This is a genomic window from Dysosmobacter segnis, assembly GCF_014297285.1.
In the GTDB taxonomy this organism is placed as follows: Bacteria; Bacillota; Clostridia; order Oscillospirales; family Oscillospiraceae; genus Oscillibacter; species Oscillibacter segnis.
Genome location: NZ_JACOQI010000022.1, coordinates 14,482 through 36,054, shown reverse-complemented (window position 1 = coordinate 36,054; position 21,573 = coordinate 14,482). Strand labels below are relative to the sequence as shown.

Annotated in this window: 21 protein-coding genes, 1 tRNA gene and 1 riboswitch; of the genes, 7 read left to right on the top strand and 15 right to left on the bottom strand. The window is 58.5% G+C overall.

The window, feature by feature from the left end:
• Positions 1-14: 14 nt before the first annotated feature.
• Entirely contained in the window at positions 15-944 is a 930-nt protein-coding gene (trxB, locus tag H8Z83_RS16060) for a thioredoxin-disulfide reductase (protein ID WP_187016000.1), read from the top strand.
• Position 945: 1 nt separating this feature from the next.
• Positions 946-1,143 (top strand): hypothetical protein, encoded by a 198-nt coding sequence (locus H8Z83_RS16055; protein ID WP_187015999.1) that lies wholly within the window; start codon positions 946-948, stop codon positions 1,141-1,143.
• A 700-nt stretch (positions 1,144-1,843) separates the two neighbouring features.
• On the opposite strand, the gene H8Z83_RS16050 is transcribed toward H8Z83_RS16055, so the two are convergent.
• From H8Z83_RS16050 to H8Z83_RS16030, 6 genes are all read right to left on the bottom strand, one after another.
• A tRNA-Pro gene (locus tag H8Z83_RS16050) sits at positions 1,844-1,919 on the bottom strand.
• Positions 1,920-2,021: 102 nt separating this feature from the next.
• Positions 2,022-2,261, bottom strand: coding sequence for a DUF1653 domain-containing protein (locus H8Z83_RS16045; protein ID WP_187015998.1), 240 nt, complete (start codon positions 2,259-2,261; stop codon positions 2,022-2,024).
• Between the two features lie 13 nt (positions 2,262-2,274).
• Positions 2,275-3,276 carry a ribokinase gene (locus H8Z83_RS16040; RefSeq protein ID WP_187015997.1) on the bottom strand — a complete coding sequence of 334 codons (1,002 nt, stop codon included), beginning with the start codon at positions 3,274-3,276 and terminating at the stop codon, positions 2,275-2,277.
• A 183-nt stretch (positions 3,277-3,459) separates the two neighbouring features.
• On the bottom strand, positions 3,460-3,591 hold the full coding sequence (locus H8Z83_RS19940) for a hypothetical protein (RefSeq protein ID WP_256435355.1): 132 nt from the start codon (positions 3,589-3,591) through the stop codon (positions 3,460-3,462).
• A 72-nt stretch (positions 3,592-3,663) separates the two neighbouring features.
• Positions 3,664-5,175: an IMP dehydrogenase gene (locus H8Z83_RS16035; protein ID WP_187015996.1), complete on the bottom strand. Its 1,512-nt coding sequence runs from the start codon at positions 5,173-5,175 to the stop codon at positions 3,664-3,666.
• Between the two features lie 152 nt (positions 5,176-5,327).
• Complete coding sequence (locus tag H8Z83_RS16030) at positions 5,328-6,053, bottom strand: GntR family transcriptional regulator (RefSeq protein WP_187015995.1); 726 nt, start codon at positions 6,051-6,053, stop codon at positions 5,328-5,330.
• A gap of 265 nt (positions 6,054-6,318) precedes the next feature.
• On the opposite strand from H8Z83_RS16030, the gene H8Z83_RS16025 reads away from it, so the two are divergent.
• From H8Z83_RS16025 to H8Z83_RS16010, 4 genes are all read left to right on the top strand, one after another.
• Positions 6,319-6,831, top strand: a complete 513-nt coding sequence (locus H8Z83_RS16025; RefSeq protein ID WP_187015994.1) for a shikimate kinase — start codon at positions 6,319-6,321, stop codon at positions 6,829-6,831.
• 807 nt (positions 6,832-7,638) lie between these two features.
• Positions 7,639-9,027 carry a uracil-xanthine permease family protein gene (locus tag H8Z83_RS16020; protein ID WP_187015993.1) on the top strand — a complete coding sequence of 463 codons (1,389 nt, stop codon included), beginning with the start codon at positions 7,639-7,641 and terminating at the stop codon, positions 9,025-9,027.
• A gap of 138 nt (positions 9,028-9,165) precedes the next feature.
• Positions 9,166-9,338, top strand: a riboswitch (Lysine riboswitch).
• A gap of 152 nt (positions 9,339-9,490) precedes the next feature.
• Positions 9,491-11,119 (top strand): Na+/H+ antiporter NhaC family protein, encoded by a 1,629-nt coding sequence (locus tag H8Z83_RS16015; protein ID WP_187015992.1) that lies wholly within the window; start codon positions 9,491-9,493, stop codon positions 11,117-11,119.
• 99 nt (positions 11,120-11,218) lie between these two features.
• Positions 11,219-11,746 carry a phosphatase PAP2 family protein gene (locus H8Z83_RS16010; RefSeq protein WP_187015991.1) on the top strand — a complete coding sequence of 176 codons (528 nt, stop codon included), beginning with the start codon at positions 11,219-11,221 and terminating at the stop codon, positions 11,744-11,746.
• Between the two features lie 231 nt (positions 11,747-11,977).
• On the opposite strand, the gene H8Z83_RS16005 is transcribed toward H8Z83_RS16010, so the two are convergent.
• Positions 11,978-12,859 carry a DUF2238 domain-containing protein gene (locus tag H8Z83_RS16005; RefSeq protein ID WP_337416408.1) on the bottom strand — a complete coding sequence of 294 codons (882 nt, stop codon included), beginning with the start codon at positions 12,857-12,859 and terminating at the stop codon, positions 11,978-11,980.
• Positions 12,860-12,969: 110 nt separating this feature from the next.
• A complete protein-coding gene (locus H8Z83_RS16000; RefSeq protein ID WP_187015990.1) occupies positions 12,970-13,509 on the bottom strand; it encodes a putative ABC transporter permease in 540 nt (179 codons plus the stop codon).
• A gap of 124 nt (positions 13,510-13,633) precedes the next feature.
• On the opposite strand from H8Z83_RS16000, the gene H8Z83_RS15995 reads away from it, so the two are divergent.
• Positions 13,634-14,206: a uracil-DNA glycosylase gene (locus H8Z83_RS15995; protein ID WP_187015989.1), complete on the top strand. Its 573-nt coding sequence runs from the start codon at positions 13,634-13,636 to the stop codon at positions 14,204-14,206.
• A gap of 51 nt (positions 14,207-14,257) precedes the next feature.
• On the opposite strand, the gene pgsA is transcribed toward H8Z83_RS15995, so the two are convergent.
• From pgsA to H8Z83_RS15960, 7 genes are all read right to left on the bottom strand, one after another.
• Positions 14,258-14,779, bottom strand: a complete 522-nt coding sequence (gene pgsA / locus H8Z83_RS15990; protein WP_187015988.1) for a CDP-diacylglycerol--glycerol-3-phosphate 3-phosphatidyltransferase — start codon at positions 14,777-14,779, stop codon at positions 14,258-14,260.
• Between the two features lie 44 nt (positions 14,780-14,823).
• Positions 14,824-16,146, bottom strand: coding sequence for a 30S ribosomal protein S12 methylthiotransferase RimO (gene rimO, locus H8Z83_RS15985; protein ID WP_187015987.1), 1,323 nt, complete (start codon positions 16,144-16,146; stop codon positions 14,824-14,826).
• A gap of 123 nt (positions 16,147-16,269) precedes the next feature.
• Positions 16,270-16,890 (bottom strand): regulatory protein RecX, encoded by a 621-nt coding sequence (locus H8Z83_RS15980; protein ID WP_243185080.1) that lies wholly within the window; start codon positions 16,888-16,890, stop codon positions 16,270-16,272.
• Positions 16,880-17,989 (bottom strand): recombinase RecA, encoded by a 1,110-nt coding sequence (gene recA / locus H8Z83_RS15975; protein WP_187015986.1) that lies wholly within the window; start codon positions 17,987-17,989, stop codon positions 16,880-16,882. The genes H8Z83_RS15980 and recA overlap by 11 nt, the downstream gene beginning before the upstream one ends.
• Positions 17,990-18,046: 57 nt before the next feature.
• The gene (prmC, locus tag H8Z83_RS15970; protein ID WP_366464461.1) at positions 18,047-18,979 is read right to left on the bottom strand and encodes a peptide chain release factor N(5)-glutamine methyltransferase; all 933 of its coding nucleotides are present in this window, start codon (positions 18,977-18,979) and stop codon (positions 18,047-18,049) included.
• Between the two features lie 66 nt (positions 18,980-19,045).
• A complete protein-coding gene (locus H8Z83_RS15965; RefSeq protein ID WP_187015985.1) occupies positions 19,046-20,017 on the bottom strand; it encodes a DUF1385 domain-containing protein in 972 nt (323 codons plus the stop codon).
• Positions 20,018-20,089: 72 nt separating this feature from the next.
• Entirely contained in the window at positions 20,090-21,544 is a 1,455-nt protein-coding gene (locus tag H8Z83_RS15960; protein WP_337786254.1) for a HAMP domain-containing sensor histidine kinase, read from the bottom strand.
• Positions 21,545-21,573 lie beyond the last annotated feature (29 nt).

The following is a 21,573-nucleotide window of genomic DNA, read 5'->3' as shown; positions in this document are numbered from 1 at the left end:
CGGAGGGTTCAGATATGAACAACAATCGTGTTTATGATATGCTCGTGGTGGGCGGCGGCCCGGGCGGCTACACCGCCGCCCTGTACGCGGCCCGGGCGGGGCTGGACATCGTCGTGCTGGAAAAGCTGTCTGCCGGCGGGCAGATGGCCCTGACCGAGCAGATCGACAACTACCCCGGCTTTGAGAACGGGATCGACGGCTACTCTCTGGCGGAGAAGATGCAAAAGCAGGCGGAGCGTTTTGGGGCACGCAGCGAATACGCGGAAGTTCTCCGCATGGATCTGACGGCGGTTCCCAAGCTCGTGGAGACCAGCGAGGGGATCTTCCGGGGGAAAACCGTGGTGCTGGCCACCGGTGCGGACCCCAGAACGCTGGGCGTTGCCGGAGAGGCGGAGCTGGTGGGCCGGGGCGTGGCCTACTGCGCCGCCTGCGACGGGATGTTTTACAAGGGCAAAACGGTGGTCGTGGTGGGCGGCGGAAATTCCGCCGCGGCGGACGCCCTCCTTCTCAGCCGCGTGGCGAAAAAAGTGATCCTCGTCCACCGCAGAGACGCCCTGCGGGCCACCAAGATCTATCACGAGCCGCTGGCACAGGCCGAAAACGTGGAATTCCGCTGGAACAGCACCGTTTCCGCGCTGCTTTCCGGGGACAGGCTGACCGGTGTCCGCCTGCGGGACACCGTTACCGGTGAGGAAAGCGTGGTGGACTGCGACGGCGTATTTGTCAGCGTGGGCCGACAGCCCGCCACGGCGCTGGCGGCGGGTCAGCTATCGCTGGACAAGGGCGGCTATATCGTGGCCGGAGAGACCACGGAGACCAGCGTTCCCGGCGTTTACGCCGTGGGCGATGTGCGGACAAAGCCTCTCCGTCAGGTGGTCACCGCCGTGGCAGACGGCGCGGTGGCAGTCCACATGGCGGAGGAATATATCGCGGGAGGCATCTGACATGAAGAAAAAGCTGAAAAAGTGGCTCCGCCCGGTGCTCTTTACCCTTGGCGGCGCGCTAATGGGCCTCGGATACTACGCCCTTGTGGGCTGCTCCACTGGAAGCTGCGCCATCACCGCCAGCCCGGTCAACACCATTCTGTACATGGGGCTGATGGGCTGGCTCCTGTCCGGGATCTTCGGCAGTCAAAGTGCGTGACGAGGCGTGGATGGATCGTCAGGGCATATTGCCATAGAAGTCCATCCACTCGTCAACCCCGGATTTGCTGTGCGAACTCTCCGTGTGAGCCAACTCGTGCACGCTCCTCTCAAACCTCCAAATTAAGAATGTTCAAGTTGAATATTCATTGAATATGACAATTATCGTGCAGTAATGGGAATGATAACTGAAATTTTCGATACCGAGACAGTAAAAGTGGGAACGGCGAAAACCGTTCCCACTTGCGTTTTGTATGCAGCTTTTCCCTGCGTCACATCGTAGAGAAAGATGCCTTCGCCCAGCAACGTATCGTTAGTGTCATGCTTACGGATGTTAAAGAGAACGGAGCAGTCGTGTTTCTTGGAAAGCTGTACAATATCATCCCCGGTAAAAAGCCATTCACCAGGGCCTTTAACAGCGCCCCATCCGCATTCTCATACACCGCAGTGGAGCTACCACCATATTTTTCAGGTAACTGCCCATTTATATGCCGCATCCTCCCTATAGTTCTTTTAGCATAGAAAGGATTTGCGCGCTACTTTGTCAACAGGTCCGTTATTGTACCTTATCAATCCTTGACAGCACCTTATCTAAGTCACGGACAACGTGCCAATTCCGAACAGATTCCGAACATCAGCTCACATTTCTGTCCCAAATAAAGCAAAAAATCCTGAAACCATTGCGGTTTCAGGATTTTAGCTGGTCCGAGTGGCGAGACTTGAACTCACGACCCCTTGACCCCCAGTCAAGTGCGCTACCAACTGCGCTACACCCGGATACGAGGTTGACTTCTTGAAGTCAGCTTATGTATAATAACATAGCTTTCCGCAAAAAGCAACCCTTTTTTCAAAAATCTTGAAAAATATTTTTGCAGGCCGTCAGACCTCTTCCGAGACCCCACCGATCCACTGGAAACGGGGGCCATGATAGCCGTCCCGGTCTACAGGCTCGCTCCACATGGCGGCAGGACGCACCCACACGCCCCGCTCTCCATACAAAGCCCGGTAGACCACCATCGGCTCCAGAGTCTCCGAGTGGCGGGCCACATACAGCAGCTCATATTCGTTGCCCTTAAAATGCCGGTAGCGGCCCGGGCGAAGTGCAAAAAGCTCCTCCATGCTTCCTCCCGTTTCAGCGCAGCGCATCCAGGCAGGACAGTTCCAGTCCTGCACCGCCACGGGTCCGGATCAGCTCCAGCACCTCCGGCAGTGTGGGCAGGGACGGCATTGCTCCCAACCGCGAGACCGTGATGGCCGCAGTGTGGCTGGCAAAGGTCAGCGCCGCATCCTCGGGCAGGCCCACAGCCAGCGCGGTGGACAGCGCGCCCACAAAGGAATCGCCGGCAGCCGTGGGATCTGCCACATGCTCCATATGGACACAGGGAACATACCGGGGGCCGCCGGTCTCCGCCACAGCGGAGCCGTAGCTGCCCAGCGTGATGATCACATGCTCCACGCCCTTACCTTGCAGCGTATCGGCAATGTTTCTCAGATCTTCATCCCAAGGGCCGGACTTATCAAAGCGCAGGGGCAGATGGGTCTCCTGAGATGCCTCCTGCTCGTTGGGGATCAGGTAGGAGACCAGGCTCAGCAGCTCATCGTCCAGTTCCGTGGCGGGGGCCGGGTTCAGGATCACCGGTACACCGGCCTCTCTGGCCCAGCGGGCCACGGCCCGGTTCACCTCGATGGGGACCTCCAATTGCAGCAGGACCATATCAAACCCGGAAACTGCCTGTTGGATCCAGGCCACTTCTTCCACCGTCAAGGTCCGGTTAGCGCCGGGGATCACTACGATGCGGTTCTGGGCGCTGTGTTCCGTGACTTCCAACACCACGTGTCCCACGCCGGAGTGAATTCCCTTTCGGACCACCACATGACTGACATCCATTCCAGCTTCCCGCAGAGGCTCCAGAAGCTGCTGTCCAAACAGATCGTCACCCACGCAGCCTACCATGGTCACTTCCGCGCCCAGACGGGCGCATTGAAGGGCCTGATTAGCGCCTTTTCCGCCGGGTGCCATGTGGAAGGACTTGCCGTAAACCGTCTGTCCAGCACCGGGGATCTGCTCTGTTGTTGCGATCACATCCATAACAAAGCTGCCAACAACTAAAATACGAGGTTTTCTATGTAACATGCTATGCTCCTGATCCGCAGAAACGGCCATGCCGTTCCTGATGTATTTAATCGTTTATATTATACAACTTTACAGGTTCAGATACAAGAGATTTGGGATAAGTTTCAGCAAATCGTTTACTCAACTTTTTAGGATGGGCCGGCAAAAAAAGAGACAGCTTCAAAAGCTGTCTCTTTTAATATCTTAGCCCCGCTGGTTGCCGTTGGTGGTGTCCTTCAGCAGAACGTCATGGGCGCCGCCCGCTCCCCACGCGCCGGTGACGCGCGGGAACCCCGCATAGGACTCAAATGGGCAGGCGAAGCCCGCCCATTTCAAGGATTTGCTCCGCAAATCGCTTGGACGCGCAATTGCGCGGTCAGAGGGCGGTATGAGAGCCGTTCAAATACCTTAGCCCCGCTGGTTGCCGTTGGTGGTGTCCTTCAGCAGAACGTCATGGGCGCCGCCCTCGACAATGGAGGTTGCGGAGACCAGCGTCAGCTTGGCCTTCTCACGCAGCTCCGGGATCGTCAGCGCACCGCAGTTGCACATGGTGGAACGGACCTTAGCCAGCGTGGTGGCCATGCCGTCTGCCAGAGCGCCAGCATAGGGCACATAGGAGTCCACGCCCTCCTCAAAGCTCAGCTTTGCGGCGCCGCCCAGATCGTAGCGCTGCCAGTTCCGGGCGCGGGCGCTGCCCTCACCCCAATATTCCTTCATATAGCTGCCGCCCACAAGGATCTTGCTGGTGGGAGACTCGTCAAACCGGGAGAAATACCGGCCCAGCATGCAGAAGTCAGCGCCCATGGCCAGCGCCAGCGTGATGTGATAGTCCTGCACGATGCCGCCGTCGGCGCAGATGGGCACATAGATGCCGGTCTCCTCAAAATACTTATCCCGCTCGGCGGCCACGTCGATGACTGCGGTGGCCTGACCGCGGCCGATGCCTTTGGTCTCACGGGTGATGCAGATGGAACCGCCGCCGATGCCGATCTTTACGAAGTCGGCTCCGGCATCTGCCAGGAAGCGGAAGCCTTCGCCGTCCACCACGTTGCCGGCGCCAACCTTCACGGTATCGCCGTACTTGGCGCGGATCCACTCCAGGCAGTGCTTCTGCCAATAGGAATAGCCCTCAGAGGAGTCCATCACCAGCACGTCCACACCGGCCTCCACCAGTGCGGGGACACGCTCCTCGTAGTCACGGGTGTTGATGCCCGCGCCCACCACATAGCGCTTCTGGCTGTCCAGCAGTTCCAGCGGGTTGCCCTTGTGGGAATCATAATCCTTGCGGAACACAAAGCTCACCAGATGGCCGTCCTCGGAAATAATGGGCAGGGCATTGAGCTTGTGATCCCAGATGATGTCATTGGCCGTTTTCAGGCTGGTGCCCTCCGGTGCGTAGATGAGCTTCTCCACCGGCGTCATGAAATCCGCCACCTTGGCGTCGGGGTCCATACGGCTGACCCGGTAATCCCGGCTGGTGACCAGACCCAGCATCTTGCCGGTGCCGGTGCCGTCATCCGTGACAGCCATGGTGGAGTGACCGGTGCGCTGCTTCAGAGCCAGCACATCCGCCAGGGTATCCGTCACCCGGAGGTTGGAATCGCTGATGACGAAGCCTGCCTTGTAGTTCTTCACCCGGCGGACCATGGCCGCCTGGGACTCAATGGACTGGGAAACATAGATAAAGGCGATGCCGCCCTCCTTGGCCAGCGCAATGCCCATCTGCTCGCCGGACACGGCCTGCATGACGGCGGAGACCATGGGGACGTTCATGGTCAGGGGGCATTCCTCCCCCTTCTTGAAGCGGACCACCGGCGTCTTCAAAGACACGTTGGCGGGGATGCAGTGCTCAGAGGAATAACCGGGCACCAGCAGATATTCGCTGAAGGTATGGGAAGGCTCCTGGAAAAAATAGGCCATAGTAAGATACCCCTTTCTCATCGTTCGTTTATCATTTTACTTATTATAAATATTATTTTTAATAATATCGCAAATGTGCGGTACGGTCAAGCGGCGATGACCTGATTTTCAAAATGGACCGCCACGCTCACGTTGGGCTGACAGGCCGCAGGTCACAGCTTTTTCCGCAGGACCGTATGGTGGAAGATGCCGTCGGCAAAATACTCGTTGGAGGCAAACACCGGCGCGCCCTCAATATCATAGTCCACCTCGTCCATGTTCAGCAGCGGCGTTCCCTGTGGCACCTGAAAAACATCAGCCAAGGTAGCGTCCGCAGCCACAGGCCGCAGGTCCGTCAGGTCCAGATAGGACGAAATTCCGCAGACATTCTGGAGGAAATCGAAAATGGGCTGACGCAGTTCCTCCGCTGTATAGGGCCGCTGGAGCTTTGCCTTTTCCACCACATCCTCACAGTAGATGGCGGGGCGGCCGTCGGCGGTGCAGAGCCGGGAGATCCGAAGGATCGGCGTTCCGGTGGGGATCCCCAGCTGGGCGGCCACCTTATTGTCCGCCTTGTCATCGGCAGCCCGGACAAAGGCCACGCCGGGAGTGTGTCCGCTCTGGCGAATCATATCCAGAAACTCCACTTCAATGTCCATTCTGGCCGGTGCACCCAGCACATGACGGTTGATAATGGTGCCAACTCCATGACGCCGGGTAATGAAGCCCTCCCGGTCCAAAGAGGCCAGAATATCCCGCAGTTGTGTGCGGCTGATGCCCAGCATTTCCGACAATACGCTTTCCCGGGGAAGCCGGTCACAATGGGCATACTCCCCCACCTGCATAGCGGTGAGCAGCTGCGCCCGGATGCTTTTGGACTGTCTTGGGTTCTGACTCATGTCGGTCCTCCCTTCCGTTTCGCCGTCCGGTTCGATTACGGAGCGGCCAAAATAGGTATTACCATTTTTAGACATTGTACCGAATGGACCGCCATTTGACAATGCGCATATTCAACAGATTTCAATAGTGTTTTTCGGGGCAGTCTTGTCCGCCCTGTCATGAAAGGTCGATCTTTCTTTGTTGAATTTTTTGTGTACTTTTACTATGTACATTTGTCCGTGCATCACGTATTATAAAAACACTTTTACCACGGAGGCGCTGCCTATGAAAAATATTGTATTGATCGGTATGCCCGGCACGGGGAAAAGCACCGTCGGAAAGGCGCTGGCGGACAGGCTGGGGTACGATTTTGTGGACGCAGACGATCTCATCGTCCAGACCACCGGCAAAACGCTGCCGGAGATCCTGCGGCAGGACGGGCTGGAGGCCTTTTACGAAATTGAAAATAAAGTGGGTACGGATCTAAATCGGACCCACACCGTCATTGCCACCGGCGGCAGCATGGTGCTCTACCCGGAGGCTATGGCTCATTTGAAGAAAGGCAGCACGGTGATCTGGCTCCAGACGCCCTTTTCTCAGCTGGAAAAGCGGATGCCGGCGGATCTGTATGACCGGGGCATCGCCGTGCCGGCAGGAACGCCGCTGCGGGAGATCTATGAGGAGCGCTGCGTTCTCTACGCCCGGTATGCCGACCTCATCGTGGCCAGCCAAGACGGTGAGTCCGACACCGCTCGATTGGTAGAGGACGTGATGCGGACTGTGGGTCTGGAAGCCTGATCGAACCTGACCGGACAAGAGGGCCGCTGGCAAGCCCGTGACCTCAGCGTGTCGAAAAGTCTTTTCTCCCCGCTGAGTCAGTTTTCAGAACTTTATAAAAGTTCTGAAAACTAAGGATTTCAATGGTGAAGAAATACGTTGCCGGTCTAACCGTTTTCCGGGCGCAAGACGTCCGGAAAATGGGAGCCTTCCTCGAAACAGCCCTCGCTTCATCCACCACTGGCGGCGCTTCGCCTGTTTCCCCTTCTTGGGTTATCTCCGCGCCAAGAGCCGCCTTGCGGCGGTTGCGCTCCAAAACGCGCCTGCGGGCGCAGTCCCGCGTACACCCCTCACCCGCAAGGGGTATGCGGCATCCGTAAAGCGGCGGAGCCGCTAACGGCTGCCCTACCTTACCGTTGCGGAGAATCTACCACTTTATCGACAATCTCGGGCTACAGCAAGCCTGAAGCAGTTCTCTCAAATAACGGGAACCGGTCATCACGAATGCTGTTCTTCTGTGATTTTTGACAATTTCCAGCAGAAAACTTCTATTCCAATCATAGATATTACGGCTTGCAATCCGGAACCGGCTTCTGTATAATGAACCAGATAAATTTCTTAGGAGGTAACACCATGATGCAGTCCAGTATGAGCATGCGAAGCGCTGTTTCCTCCATTTTCGGGGTCCACGGTCCCGTCATTTCCATTTCCCTTTTTTGACCGGCTATAGGAGCCGGTATTTTTATGCCTGTTTGCGGACAGCCGCAGGAACCTGGTCTATTTATATAATTTAGATAGAAGATTTGTGTGTTACGAGAGGAGAAAAACATGAACGAGAAAAAGAAACCCATCCTCGGTCAGGAAGCCGTGACCGACGCCCGCACCCTGGGCACCCCCCGTATGCTGATTTTAGGCTTGCAGCATCTGTTCGCCATGTTCGGTGCCACCGTGCTGGTGCCCATTCTGGTTCAGGGCTACGGCCTGCCCCTGAGCATCCAGACTACCCTGCTGATGGCCGGTCTGGGCACTCTGCTGTTCCATGTGTGCACCAAGTTCAAGGTCCCCGCTTTCCTGGGCTCCTCCTTCGCCTATCTGGGCGGCTTCTCCACTGTGGCCTCCATGCCCGCCTATGACGGTCTGGATCCCGAACTGAAGCTGGCCTACGCTCTGGGCGGCATCGTCATCGCCGGTCTCCTGTATCTAGTGCTGGCTCTGCTCTTTAAGGTGCTGGGCGCCAAGACCGTCATGCGGTACTTCCCCCCCATCGTCACCGGCCCCATGATCATCATGATCGGCCTGAACCTCTCCGGCTCCGCCATCAAAAACGCCGCCACCTGCTGGTGGCTGGCCCTGGTGGCCATGGCCATCATCGTGGTGGCCAATATCTGGGGCAAGGGCATGGTGAAGATCATCCCCATCCTGCTGGGCGTGGTAGGCAGCTACATTGTGGCGGTGATTGCCACTCTCTGCGGCGCCCAGCTGCCGGATGCCAACGGCGTCATGCAGCCCCTCGTCAACTTCGCCTCCGTGGGCGAGGCACACCTCATTGGCCTCCAGAAGTTCATCCTCGCCAAGTTCGACGTGTCCGCCGTGCTGGTCATGGCCCCCATCGCCATCGCTGCCATGATGGAGCACATCGGTGACGTGTCCGCCATTTCCTCCACTACCGGCAATAACTTCATCGCCGATCCCGGCCTGCACCGCACCCTGACGGGCGACGGTCTGGCTACCGCCTTTGCCGGTATGTTCGGCGGCCCCGCCAACACCACCTACGGCGAAAACACCGGCGTGCTGGCTCTCTCCAAGGTCTACGATCCCCGCGTGATCCGTCTGGCTGCCGTCTACGCCATCATCCTCAGCTTCTCCCCCAAGTTCGACGCGCTGGTAAACTCTATCCCCTCCGCCATCGTGGGCGGCGTCAGCTTCATCCTCTACGGCATGATCTCCGCCGTGGGCGTCCGCAACATCGTGGAGAATCAGGTGGATCTGACCAAGTCCCGGAACCTGATCATTGCCGCCGTCATGTTTGTCAGCGGCCTCGGCTTCAGCTCCGTGGGCGGCGTGACCTTCACCGTGGGCGGTGCGGCTGTGACTCTGTCCGGTCTGGCCATCGCTGCTCTGTGCGGCGTGATCCTCAACGCCATCCTGCCCGGCAATGACTACGAGTTCGGCATCAGCGTCGAGGGCGACAAGTCCGCCGACCTGGGCAGCTACTAATTTCTGACAGCACTTTTCCAACAGGGAACGCCAAAAACGCGGCGTTCCCTGTTCTTTTTGCAAAATATAAACATTTTGTGAAGAAACCGTTGACAAGTTCGGAAATTCACCTATAATAGGGTAGGATACAACTGGATAACGCATGATAGAGGCGCGGCTGATAAGAGTAACCATCCGGCAGACAGGCATAGAGGATGGGGAAAGGGTTAGCCGCCGAAGGGCCGTACCGCTGCCTGGCGGGTCGGTGCCTGGGCCGTCGGAAAACATCCGCCGGACTGTCGCCCGGAAACGGGCGGGGCGCTGTCATGGATCTGTTTGGTGAAATGAGACCTTCAAATGGAGTCATGGCGGAATGTCATGGCTCCATTTTTTGTTCTGAAACACAATGTGCTTTGACAGGATGGAGTTCACGCGTATTCTCCGGTTGCATGGGCTGCGGCCCAAAAATGAAAGGAGAATCTCCATGAAAAAGCATCCCCTACTGCGGACGGCCCTGCTGGTCATGACCGCCGCCGCGCTGCTGTGTGTCAGCGCTCTGGCTGTTGAGGACGGCGCATCCACCAACAGCATGTACGGTACGTTCTGGGCACTGGTGCCCCCCGTCATCGCCATCACTCTGGCCCTTATCACCAAGGAGGCGTACAGCTCTCTGTTCATCGGCGTCACGGTAGGCGCTCTGTTCTCTCAGGGCTTTTCTCCCATCGGCGCGCTGAACATGATCGTCAACGACGGCCTGGTGGCCGCCATCAAAGACAACGCCGGTATCTTCCTGTTCCTTGTCCTGCTGGGTATCATCGTGGCACTGGTGAACGCCGCCGGCGGTTCCGCTGCCTTCGGCCGCTGGGCATCAAAAAACATTAAGACCAAGGTGGGGGCTTCCCTTGCTACCTTCCTGCTGGGCATTCTGATCTTCATCGATGACTATTTCAACTGCCTCACCGTGGGCACCGTCATGCGGCCCGTCACCGACAGCCACCGGATCTCCCGCCCCAAGCTGGCCTACCTCATTGACGCCACCGCCGCCCCCGTGTGCATGATCGCCCCTATCTCCTCCTGGGCCGCCGCCGTTTCCTCCACCGCCGAGGGTCTGGACACCGGCATCAGCGGCATCCAGCTCTTTATCAAGGCCATTCCCTACAACCTCTACTCCCTGCTGACCTTCGTCTTTATCATCGCCCTGTCCTTCATGCAGTTTGATTACGGTCCCATGCGGACCTATGAGCGCAAGGCCCAGGAGACCGGTGACCTCTCCGCTCTGGAAAACGCAGAGGATGAAGCCGTGAACCCCAAGGGCAAGGTCATCGACCTGCTGCTCCCTGTTCTGGTGCTGATCGCCGTGTGCACCACCGGCATGATCTACGTGGGCGGCTTCTTCGGCGTGGATGCCTGGGGCGGCACCGACTGCGCCGGAGACTTCATCGGCGCCTTCGGCAATACCGACGCCTTCATGGGTCTGCCCTGGGGCGGCATCATTGCTCTGCTCTTCACCGTCATCTATCTGGTGGCCCGCCGGGTCATCACCTTCAAGGACGCCATGGCCTGCATCCCCAAGGGCTTCAACGCCATGATCTCCCCCATCCTGATCCTGACCCTGGCCGTCTCTCTGAAGGCTACCATCACCTCTCTGGGCGCCAGCATCTATGTCCATGACCTCATGGAAGGCGCCGCCGCTACGCTGTACTCTATGCTCCCTGCCGTGATTTTCGTGGTGGCCTGTATTCTGGCCTTCGCCTCCGGCACCTCCTGGGGTACCTTCGGCATCCTGATCCCCATTGTTACCGCTATTTTCCCCGCTTCCAGCGAGCTGCTCATCATCGGTATCTCCGCCTGCTGTGCCGGCGCTGTGATGGGTGACCACTGCTCCCCCATCTCCGATACCTCCATCATGGCCTCCGCCGGCGCCCAGTGTGACCATCTGGAGCACGTTGCCACCCAGATCCCCTATGTGCTGACGGTGGCCGGTGTCTGCGTGGTTGGCTTCATCGTGGCCGGTTTCGTCCAGAACGTGTATATTACCTGGGCCGTCAGCTTTGCGCTGATGCTGTGCGTTCTGTTCGTCATCCGCAGCATGGAGCGCCGCAAGGCCGCGTAAACTCATTGAAAAAGTGCCTTTCCATTCGTGGAAAGGCACTTTTCTTTTTGCGGCGGATATGGTATGATGGCCCACAGCGAATAGGAAAGGACCGAAACGATGCAAGCCTTTGAACTGACAATTTTGAACTGGATACAGGCTCACCTGCGCTGCGGCGTTCTGGATGCCGTCATGGTGCCAGTCAGCCGGATCTGCGACCACGGTGAGGTGTGGATCTTACTGGCGGCGATCCTGCTGGCGATCCCAAAGACCAGAAAGCTGGGGACCTGTGTGGCCTGCGGGTTGGCTCTGGATCTTCTGTTTTGCAACCTCGCCCTCAAGCCGCTCATCGGTCGGGTACGGCCCTTCGCCGTCAACCCCACCGTCTCCTTGCTGATCCCGCCGCCTGTGGACGCCTCCTTCCCCTCCGGCCACACGGCAGCCTCCTTCGCATCGGTGGCCGCGCTGAAAACAGCGAACAGCCGCCTTTGGAAGCCAGCGCTGGCGCTGGCCGTGGTCATCGCCCTGTCCCGGCTGTACCTCTACGCCCACTGGCCCACAGACATTCTGGGGGGCGCTGCCGTGGGTATTCTGGCAGGTTGGCTGGGAACAAAGCTGGCGCAGTCATTTCCCCGGAAAAAAGTGTAAAAAGGCCCGGAAACATCTAACGTGTTTCCGGGTCAGCGTGTCGAAAAAGTCTTTTCTCCCCGCTGAGCAAGTTTTCAGAACTTCATAAAAGTTCTGAAAACTTAGGATTTTAATGGCGCGGGACACCCCTCTTGGGTTTCCCGCGCACACCCTTCCTTACCGTCGCGGAGAATTTACTACTTTTTTATTGACAGTCTCGCCCGGAAACATCTAACGTGTTTCCGGGTTTCTTTATTTCTTCCTTTTTTCAGGGAGATCCGGGCCGTTTTCACGGGCCTGCTGGAGGTAATCGTGATCTTCATTTTTCTTGCTGGGCACGAAGTTCAGCGCCGCTGCCCGCTTTTTGCCCTTGCTCCGGGCGTAGAAATACCCGGCCACGGAGAACACCACCGCGCCCACGAAATTCACCAGCAGATCCTTCATAGTGTCAATGAGACCGATGTCCAGATAGCCGCCCAGGCCCAGATTCTCGCCGTTGATGACCACATCGTGGATCTCCTTCACCGCCACTACCTTATTGGTCCGGGTAGGGTCCAGACTGGCGGAGTAGATGGCGTTGATGACGGTATCCCGCTGCATATCCGTATGGAAGAACCAGTCCATGCCGAACTCAAAAAATTCCCACAGAACGCCGATGGTCATGGAAAAGCAAAACGCCACCATCGCCAAAAAGAATGGCGACAGATCGAAGGTCAGCTTTTCATTGTCGTTGAGCAGCAGCACCAGAGAAAAGCCCACCGCCGCCGCCAAAAAGCCGTTGATGGTGTGGAGCATGGTGTCCCAATGGGGCACATTGACATAGAAGGCGTTGACCTCTCCCAAGATCTCGGCCGCGAAAATGAAGCAGAGGATCGTAATTTCCAGGGGCGGCGGCAGCTCGATCCGCAGCCGGACCTGCACCCAGCTTGGCACATACAGCAGCACGATGGTCAGAATACAGAAAAACGCACCCTCGTAGTTATCCAGAATGATCTGGCGCACCAGAGATACGATCACCAAGGCCCGCAGAATATAAAAGACGATGAACGAGCTTTTATGTTCCCGCAGTTCCTTGTCCATGGCCCGCTTGAACGTCTTTTTCAGCCAGCCCCGCTCTTTTCTTGTTTTTTTCAATATGGTTCCTCCTGTCCGGCGGCTATGACCGCTCATCATTGCAACAGAATACCACAAAAAATGGCTTGCGACAAGATAAACCGGTCAGGCACTTGGCTGTCTTTGCACAATCAGCGGTCAGCTGACACCGGCCAGACGGCAGCCCGCAGGGCTTCAAGGTCATGGGTCACCGCCAAAAAGCGGAGGGAGCACACAGCGTCGGCGGTAAAGGCCAACAACAGCCACCACGTCACGCCGACGGGAACACGGTCCGCCAGCGCCACCACCGGCGGCGTCACCAGATAGACAGCCGGGAACAGCAGCAGTCCCCACGCCAGGGAAAACGGCAAACACACCCGACCACAGAAATTTCCAAAAACCCCGGTGTAGTCCCAGAAGGACACTCCCAAAAAGGTCTCCCCCCACCAGTGGTAAATATACTCCACGGCGGTGGCGGTCAGCCCGCCCCAGAGGTAGAGCGGCCACTCGGAACGAAGGCTCGGCGGCAGGGCCAGCACCGCCGCCATGCCCAGTCCGTACACCGGGCAGAGCGGCAGGAGCAGTAGACATCGTCTCCTCCGCCGGGGAGACCGGGTCACGGCAGCAAACAGCCGCTCCAGCACCCATCCTAAAAGGCTGAAGCTCCAGAAGATCCACAAAAATTCCGCCATACGCCGCCCTCCTCTGCTTGATGCCCTGTCAGTATCGGCAGGCCGCCACCGCCTTATACGCTTGCGCGGGAGAAAACAATATGCTATACTCAAACAAAGCTATTTCAGAAAGGCGGGGGATCCTATGGCGGATAGCTGGGAGTGCTTAAAACAGGAATGCAACGCCTGTCGGGGCTGTGCGCTGGCGGACACCCGGACCCACGTGGTGTTTGGGGACGGCTGTGAGACGGCGGAGATCATGCTCATCGGCGAAGGCCCCGGCCAGCACGAGGACGAGCAGGGTATTCCCTTTGTAGGCCGGGCCGGGCAGCTGCTGGACGATATGCTGGAGATCATCCATCTGGACCGCGCCAAGGTCTACATCGCCAACGTGGTGAAGTGCCGCCCGCCTCAGAACCGGGACCCTCTGAATGTCGAACAGGATGCCTGCATCGGCTATCTGCGGCGGCAGGCAGCACTGATGAAGCCCAAGATCATCGTCTGTCTGGGCCGGATCGCCGCCAAAGCCATCATCAAGGAAGATTTCAAGATCACCCAAGAGCACGGCCAGTGGTTCCAGCGGGGCGGCGTCCAGATGACGGCCATCTATCACCCGGCGGCGCTGCTGCGGGATGAGCAGAAGCGCCCGGAGACCTTTCTGGATTTAAAAAGTATTCAGGCCAAGGTCCGGGAGCTGTGCGAGTATACTGAATGTTAAAAAGTGCGGGAACTTAAGTTCCCGCACCTTTTTCATTTTTGATTTCAATTCTCAGGCTGTGGCGATTATGTCCCGGTTCAGCACAAAGTATTCCACGCCGGAATACAGGGTGGTGATGGCGATCACTGCCACGCACACGGTATTGAGCCAGCCGGGGATCGGCAGGAACATGAGCACAATGCACACCATGGTGCTGGCCGTCTTCACCTTGCCGGACCAACCGGCGGCGATAACCCGGCCCTTATCACTGGCGATCATCCGCAGGCCGCTGACGGCAAACTCCCGGACAAGGACGATCAGCAGCGCCCAGGCAGGCATCTGGCCGATCTCCACGAACCAGAGCAGCGCCGCCGTCACCAGCATTTTATCCGCCAGAGGATCGGCAAACTTGCCGAAATCCGTGACTAAGTTGTACTTTCTGGCGATTTTCCCGTCCAGCAGATCGGTGAAGCTGGCGACGATGAAAATGGCCACCGCCACCCAGGTAGCGCCGGGGAAGTCCCAGTACAGCACCACCATAAACACCGGGATCAGCAAGATCCGCAGCATGGTCAGTTTATTGGGTAAATTCATAATATACGTCCTTTCGCAGGGTTTTCAAGGAAAAACAATCACCTTCACACAAGCTCGCCGGTGGTCTCACCGTCCATGGTGCCGGTCAGGCGGACATTCACAAAGCTGCCGGGAGTGATCTCGCTGTCGGCGGTGAACCAGATCCGTCCGTCGATGTCGGGGGACTCAGCATAGCTGCGGCCGTAGAACATCTGAGCCTGAGAATCGTACCCCTCGCAGAGGACCTCCCGCTCTTCACCTAAGATGGAGTCATTGTAGGCGTCAATGATGTCAGACTGGACATCCACCGCCAGCTCCGCGCGGCGCTGGGCCTCTTCCATGTCCACGTGCTCCATGAGGGCCGCCTTCGTGCCGTCCTCCGGGGAGAAGGGGAACACACCCGCCCGCTCGATGCGGACCTCCCGCAGGAAGTCGCACAACTCCTCAAAGGCCGCGTCATCCTCGTAGGGCAAGCCCGCAATGAGGCTGGTCCGCAGCACCAGACCGGGAACCTTCTCCCGCAGCTTTTTCAGCAGGGCCAGCAGGTCCGCCTTGGTGTCCCGGCGGTTCATGGCCTTTAAAATGGTATCGTTGCAGTGCTGGATGGGAATATCCAGATACTTCACGATCTTCGGCTCGCTGGCGATCACGTCGATCAGCTCGTCGGTGGTGTCCGTGGGGTAGAGGTAATGGAGCCGGATCCAATGGAAGTCCAGCTTGCAAAGCTCCTTCAGCAGCTTCGCCAGCTGATGCTCACCGTTGAGGTCCGTGCCGTACCGGGTGATGTCCTGCGCGATGACGATCAGCTCCTTGACCCCGGCAGAGGCCAGCTCCGCCGCCTCGTCCAGCAGCTCGTTCATGGGACGGCTGCGGTACTTTCCCCGGAGAGAGGGGATCACGCAGTAGGCGCAGTGGTTGTCGCAGCCCTCGGCGATCCGCAGATAGGCGTACCAAGGGGGGGTGGACAAAATGCGCTCGCCGCTTTGGTTGGCAGTGTGGATATTCCCCAGATGGCAGGGCTTTTCGCCCTTTTCCATCACCTCGGCAATGGCCGTGGCAATGTCGCCGTAGCTGCCGGTACCCAGCAGGCCGTCCACCTCCGGCAGCTCATGGAAAATATCCTCTTTATAGCGCTGGGTCATGCAGCCGGTGACTAAGATCTTTTTCACCTGCCCCGCCTTTTTCAGCTCCGCCATCTCTAAAATGTTCTCGATGGCCTCCTCGCAGGCGGACGCCAGAAAGCCGCAGGTGTTCACCACCACCACATCGCAGCCCTCCGGCTGGGCCTGAATGGAGTAGCCTGCCTCGGCGCACAGAGCCATCATCTGCTCGCAGTTCACTTGATTCTTGGCGCAGCCAAGGGAAATGAATGATACATTATAGCTCAAAATGGATTCCTCCGGTATGATCGAATACGCCCCTCCGGGCGGAAATAACGAATGCGCAATCAGAACCAAAAATTTCACAGTCTTTGAGACTGATCCTCGGCTCCGCGGATATAACCTCCGGGATCACTCCTCCCAGATCTCAGAACCATAGCGGCCCCAGGCGGACCTCACCTCGCCCCAGGAAAACCCCCGGCGCAAAAGGGCGTCCGTCAGCCGCTTCTTCTCCTTATCCTCCGGGGACCGGCCGTGGAGCTTGCTTTGCAAAAAGCGGTCGATCTGCTCCCCGTCCGGGGGCAGCTCGTCCAGCGCCTCGTCCCAAAGTTCCTGAGGCACGCCCTTTTCCCGCAGCTTTTCTCTGGCCCGCCGGGGACCATATCCCATATCGCCGCAGTGCCGCACCAGCGCGGCGGCATAGGCGCCGTCATCCAGCGCGCCGATGGCTTCCAGCCACTCTCCGGCATAGCGGGCCTCAGTCTCTGAGGCTCCCTTTTCCTGCAATTTCTTCTCCAGGTCTCGGCGGCTCATGGCCCGACGGCCAACGAGGTCCGCCGCCGTGGTCTTGATGTTAGACACCCCGGCGGCCTCCTTCAGCCGCGTCAGGGTTTCCTCGTCCAATTCATCGCCGGAGCGCAGACCAAAGGTCAGCAGCTCCTGCTCCGTCACCTTCAGCAGACTGCCGTCTGCCAGGAATACCAGCACCCGCCCCCGCTTATGCTTGGAGGCTTCTATGCGGTCAATCCTCATCGTTGAAATCGTCGGCGGAGACGTTCACCGCCTTGCCGGCGGCCTTGGCAGCGGCGATCCGGGACTGGTTGCCCATCAGCTTATCGAAATTGGCCCGAATCTGCGCTTCCACATCGGCGGCAATATCGGGATTTTCCTCCAGATACTTCTTGGCGGCGTCCCGGCCCTGACCGATGCGGACCTCGCCCATGGAGAACCAGGAACCGGCCTTGGTGATGATACCCAGCCGGACGCCCAAGTCGATCAGTTCGCCGGTGTGGGCGATGCCCTCGCCGTACATAATGTCGAATTCCGCCTCCCGGAAGGGTGGCGCCACTTTATTTTTCACGACCTTGGCCCGGGTGCGGTTGCCCACCACCTCGCCGCCGTTTTTCAGCGCCTCAATCCGGCGGACGTCGATGCGGACGGAGGCGTAGAACTTCAGCGCCCGGCCGCCGGTGGTGACCTCCGGGTTGCCGTACATAACGCCCACCTTCTCGCGAAGCTGGTTGATGAAAATGACGATGGTGTTGGTTTTACCCACCGCACCGGTGAGCTTCCGGAGTGCCTGGCTCATCAGCCGGGCGTGAAGGCCCACATAGCTGTCGCCCATTTCGCCCTCGATCTCCGCCCGGGGCACCAGCGCCGCCACGGAGTCCACCACGATCACGTCGATGGCGCCGGAGCGCACCAATGCCTCGGTGATCTCCAACGCCTGCTCGCCGGTATCCGGCTGAGAGATCAGCATTTCATCGATATTCACGCCCAAGGCCCGTGCGTAGGTGGGGTCCAGCGCGTGCTCTGCGTCCACAAACGCCACCTCGCCGCCCTTTTTCTGGGCCTCTGCCGCCACATGAAGGGCCAGCGTAGTCTTACCGGAGGATTCCGGTCCGTAGATCTCCACAATGCGGCCTCGGGGCAGACCGCCTACGCCCAGCGCCACGTCCAAGGACAGGGAACCGGTGGGGATCACGTCCACCTGCAAATTATTCTGGTCGCCAAGACGCATAATGGAGCCCTTGCCGTACATTTTTTCGATCTGGCCCATAGCCGCTTCAATAGCCCGCTTCCGATCCTCCGCCGGGGCGGCACTGGCCACGGGGGCTTTCTCTTTTGCCATACGTTCTTCCTCCCAAATCTGATTTTCTATCTTGCTTGCCCGGTCTGCCGGGCGTTCTTACTCGCTGTAAACCTCTCCGCAGAGGGTGCCGAACACCACGCGGGGGATGTCGTTGTGGTCCTTCACCACCTGAATGTCTCCAAAGCCCTGGGCGCGCATGATCCGGAGCACCGCATCCGCCTGACCGATACCTACTTCAAAATACAGCCGCCCGCCGGGGGCCAGTGCTGCCTTCCACTTCTCACTGATGGCCCGATAGAAGTCCAGACCGTCCTCGCCGCCGTCCAGCGCCAGATGGGGCTCGTAGTCCTTCACGGAGTGGTCTAATCCCGGAATATCCCCATGAGGGATGTAGGGGGGATTGCTGACGATGCAGTGAAACTCTCCCAAAGCCCGGTCCGGCCGCTCCAAGGCATTCACCGTCATGGGGATCACCCGGCCCGTCAGGGCGTTCCGGCGGGTGTTCTGGCGGCAGATCCGCAGGGCCCCGTCGGAAAACTCGCCCAGTACCACATGGGCCTGAGGGGCCTGCGATGCCAGCGCCAGACCGATACAGCCGCTGCCGGCGCACAGGTCCAGCACCCGGCAATTGCCCAAGGACTGCACATAGGGCAGCGCCTGATCCACCAGCACCTCCGTATCCGGCCGGGGAATCAGCACCTCCTTGGAAATGTCCAGAGGCAGGCCGTAAAATTCCCACTCACCGATGAGATACGCCACCGGCTCTCCCGCCAGATGGCGGGCTGTCAGCTCCCGCACCCGGCGTTCCAGCTCCGGCGGGGCGTACAGCCGCCCGTCCCTGGTCAGCTCCTCCCGGGTCTTGTTGACCCCGAAGCAGGTCAGCTCCCGGGCCTCCAAGGTGGTGTCGATGACGCCGCCCTGCTTCAGTTCCCGGCGAATATCCAAAAATAAGTCATTATATGTGATCGCCATGCGTCGTCGCAAAGTCCGCTGAACTTCGTTTCTGCCTGTGGCAAAAACTGCGTTCACTCCCTTGCTCCTCCTTTTTCTTCCGCAAACGTTTCGCTGGTTGCGGAAGAAGTATTTCTATAATTGTCACCATGCGTCCTTGCCCTTTTCGTCGGGCAGGACCAACTCCAGCGAACGGATGGCACACTCAATCATGCTGTCATCCGGCTCGTTGGTGGTGAAATTCTGCATCCACAGGCCAGGGGCCGTCAGGAATTGGGCCAGCTTGCTGTCCTGCACATGGCGGCCTACCCAGCGGTTGAACTCATAGGTGATGCCCACTACCAACGGCAGCAGGAGCAGATGCACCAGCGTCCGCAATCCCGCGTTGGTGATGGGCCAGATGCCGAACACCACGCTGGAAACCAGAATGGACACGAAGATCACCACAAATAGAAAGCTCGTTCCGCAGCGGGGATGGTGCCGGGGCTGGATGCGGACGTTCTCTACCGTCAGCGGCAGGCCCGCCTCGTAGCAGAAAATGGTTTTATGCTCCGCCCCGTGATACTGGAACACCCTGTAAATGTCCTTCTGCTTGGAGCAGAGGATCAGATACGCCAGAAAGATCGCGATTTTCAAAAGGCCCTCCACCACGTTCCGGCCCCACAGGGGAAAGCCGGGGAAAAAGTGAAGGATCCCGCCGGTAAGCAGCGTTGGCAGCACCAGAAAGAGGAAAATGGACATTCCCACGCCTAGCAGCACGGCAAGGCCCACGATGGCTTTTTCCAGCTTTTCGCTGCTGAGGTGCTTTTCCAACCACTGTTCAAATTTGGAAGGCTGGCTTTCTTCCTCCTCCGGGTAAAAGTCTGCGGAGTACATCAGGGCCTTCACGCCGCTGACCATTGCCGCCAGAAAATTTACGGTTCCCCGGATCAGGGGCATGCCCAAAATGGGGTAACGGTCCTTGATGAGCTTCAGCTCCTCCACCTTTTCCACCAATTGACCGTCTTTGTCCCGGACCACGATGGCCTGCTTTTCAGGCCCGCGCATTAAAATGCCTTCGATCAGCGCCTGTCCGCCGATACTGGTGCGGAAGGCACCGCTGGAATGTTCCGCCATAGATAAGGTTCCTTTCTGTTTCGCTGTTTCAGTATATCACACTGTTGTTTGAAAATCAAACATTTGTTCTATTTATTCTTTTTCCGGGATGCAGATGGTCACCACTGCACCGCCGCCCTCGGCATTGGCAATGTCGAAGGTGCCGCCGTGGAGCCGCACGATCTCGTCGCACACAGCCAGACCGATGCCGCTGCCCCGGGCCTTGGAGGAGCCCTTGTAGAATTTCTGCTTCACGTAGGGCAATTCCGCCGCCGGAACGCCGGGACCGTAATCCCGGACCCGAACCACCTGCACCGTTCCCTCCCGGGTCAGGGAGGCATCAATGCGCCGGCCTGCGCCGCCGTGCTTGGCGGCGTTATCCAGCACGTTGCAGAACACCTGCTTCAGTCGCTCCGGGTCGCCACTGATGGACGGCAGGATCTCCTCTCCCGGTTCGTAGCGCAGTTCGATCCCCTCCTGTCGGAACAGCTCCCGGTAGGTAAAAATGGCGTCCTCAAACTCTGCCTGAAGATCCATTTCTTCCAGTTGCAGCGTAAAGCGGCCATCCTCCATCTTGGAAAATTCCAGCAGCTCCTCCACCATGGTCGAGAGCCGCCGGGACTCGTTGAGGATGATCCGCAGGCCCCGGTGGAGCTGGATCTGATCCCGCTCCCGGTCTGCCAGCAGCGTTTCGCCCCAGCCGCTGATGGCTGTGAGCGGCGTCCGCAGCTCGTGGGAAACCGACGAGATAAATTCCGTTTTCATTTTCTCGTTCTGGCCGATCTTCATGGACATATCGTTGATATTGTCCACCAGCTCGCCCAGCTCGCCGGTATACTTGTTTTCCAGCGTGAAGCCGTAGCTTCCCTGAGAGATCCGCTTGGCAGCGTCAGATACCACCGCCACCGGCTCCACCACATTGTTGATGAAAATCAGGTTTGAGCTTAACACCAACAGAAGACACAGTAAAGCCACCAGCACCACTGCCAGCACCGTCATCCGCACCTGAACGTTGACCTGCCGCAGGGAGGTGACGAATCGCAGGACGCCTACCACCTTGCCGTTCACCGTCAGAGGGTGAGACACCGCTAAGATCTGTTCTCCCGTCTTGGGGTCTGCGCCCCGGAAATAGCTGATACGGTTGGTTTCCACCGCTCTGGAAATATCCTCCGTTCCGGGGCGGGTGCCCACCGTCAGGTTAGATGTGGAGGACGCCTGAATACGGCCTACGCTGGACAGGAACTGCATTTCTACCCGTTCCTTGTCCGCATAGTCGGAAATGGCCTGATTGGCCCGCTGCAAGTAGTTGGCGAACCCCTGATCCATAAAATAGTCCACAAAGGCGCCGGACTGCGCCCGGGCCTGCCGTTCCAGACCGTCCAGCATTCCCTTATAATAGTAATTGGAAATGCCCAGAGATACGCCGCCCACGATCAGCGCCAGCAGCACGAAGATGGGCACCACAGAGTTGACGATCCAACGCTGGCGGAGGCTCCGCACCCGCGTGGCTTTTCGTTTTTGACTTCCCTCCGGCACGAAGCATCTCACCCTTTCTTTTCCCATTTTGCGGGGCAAAA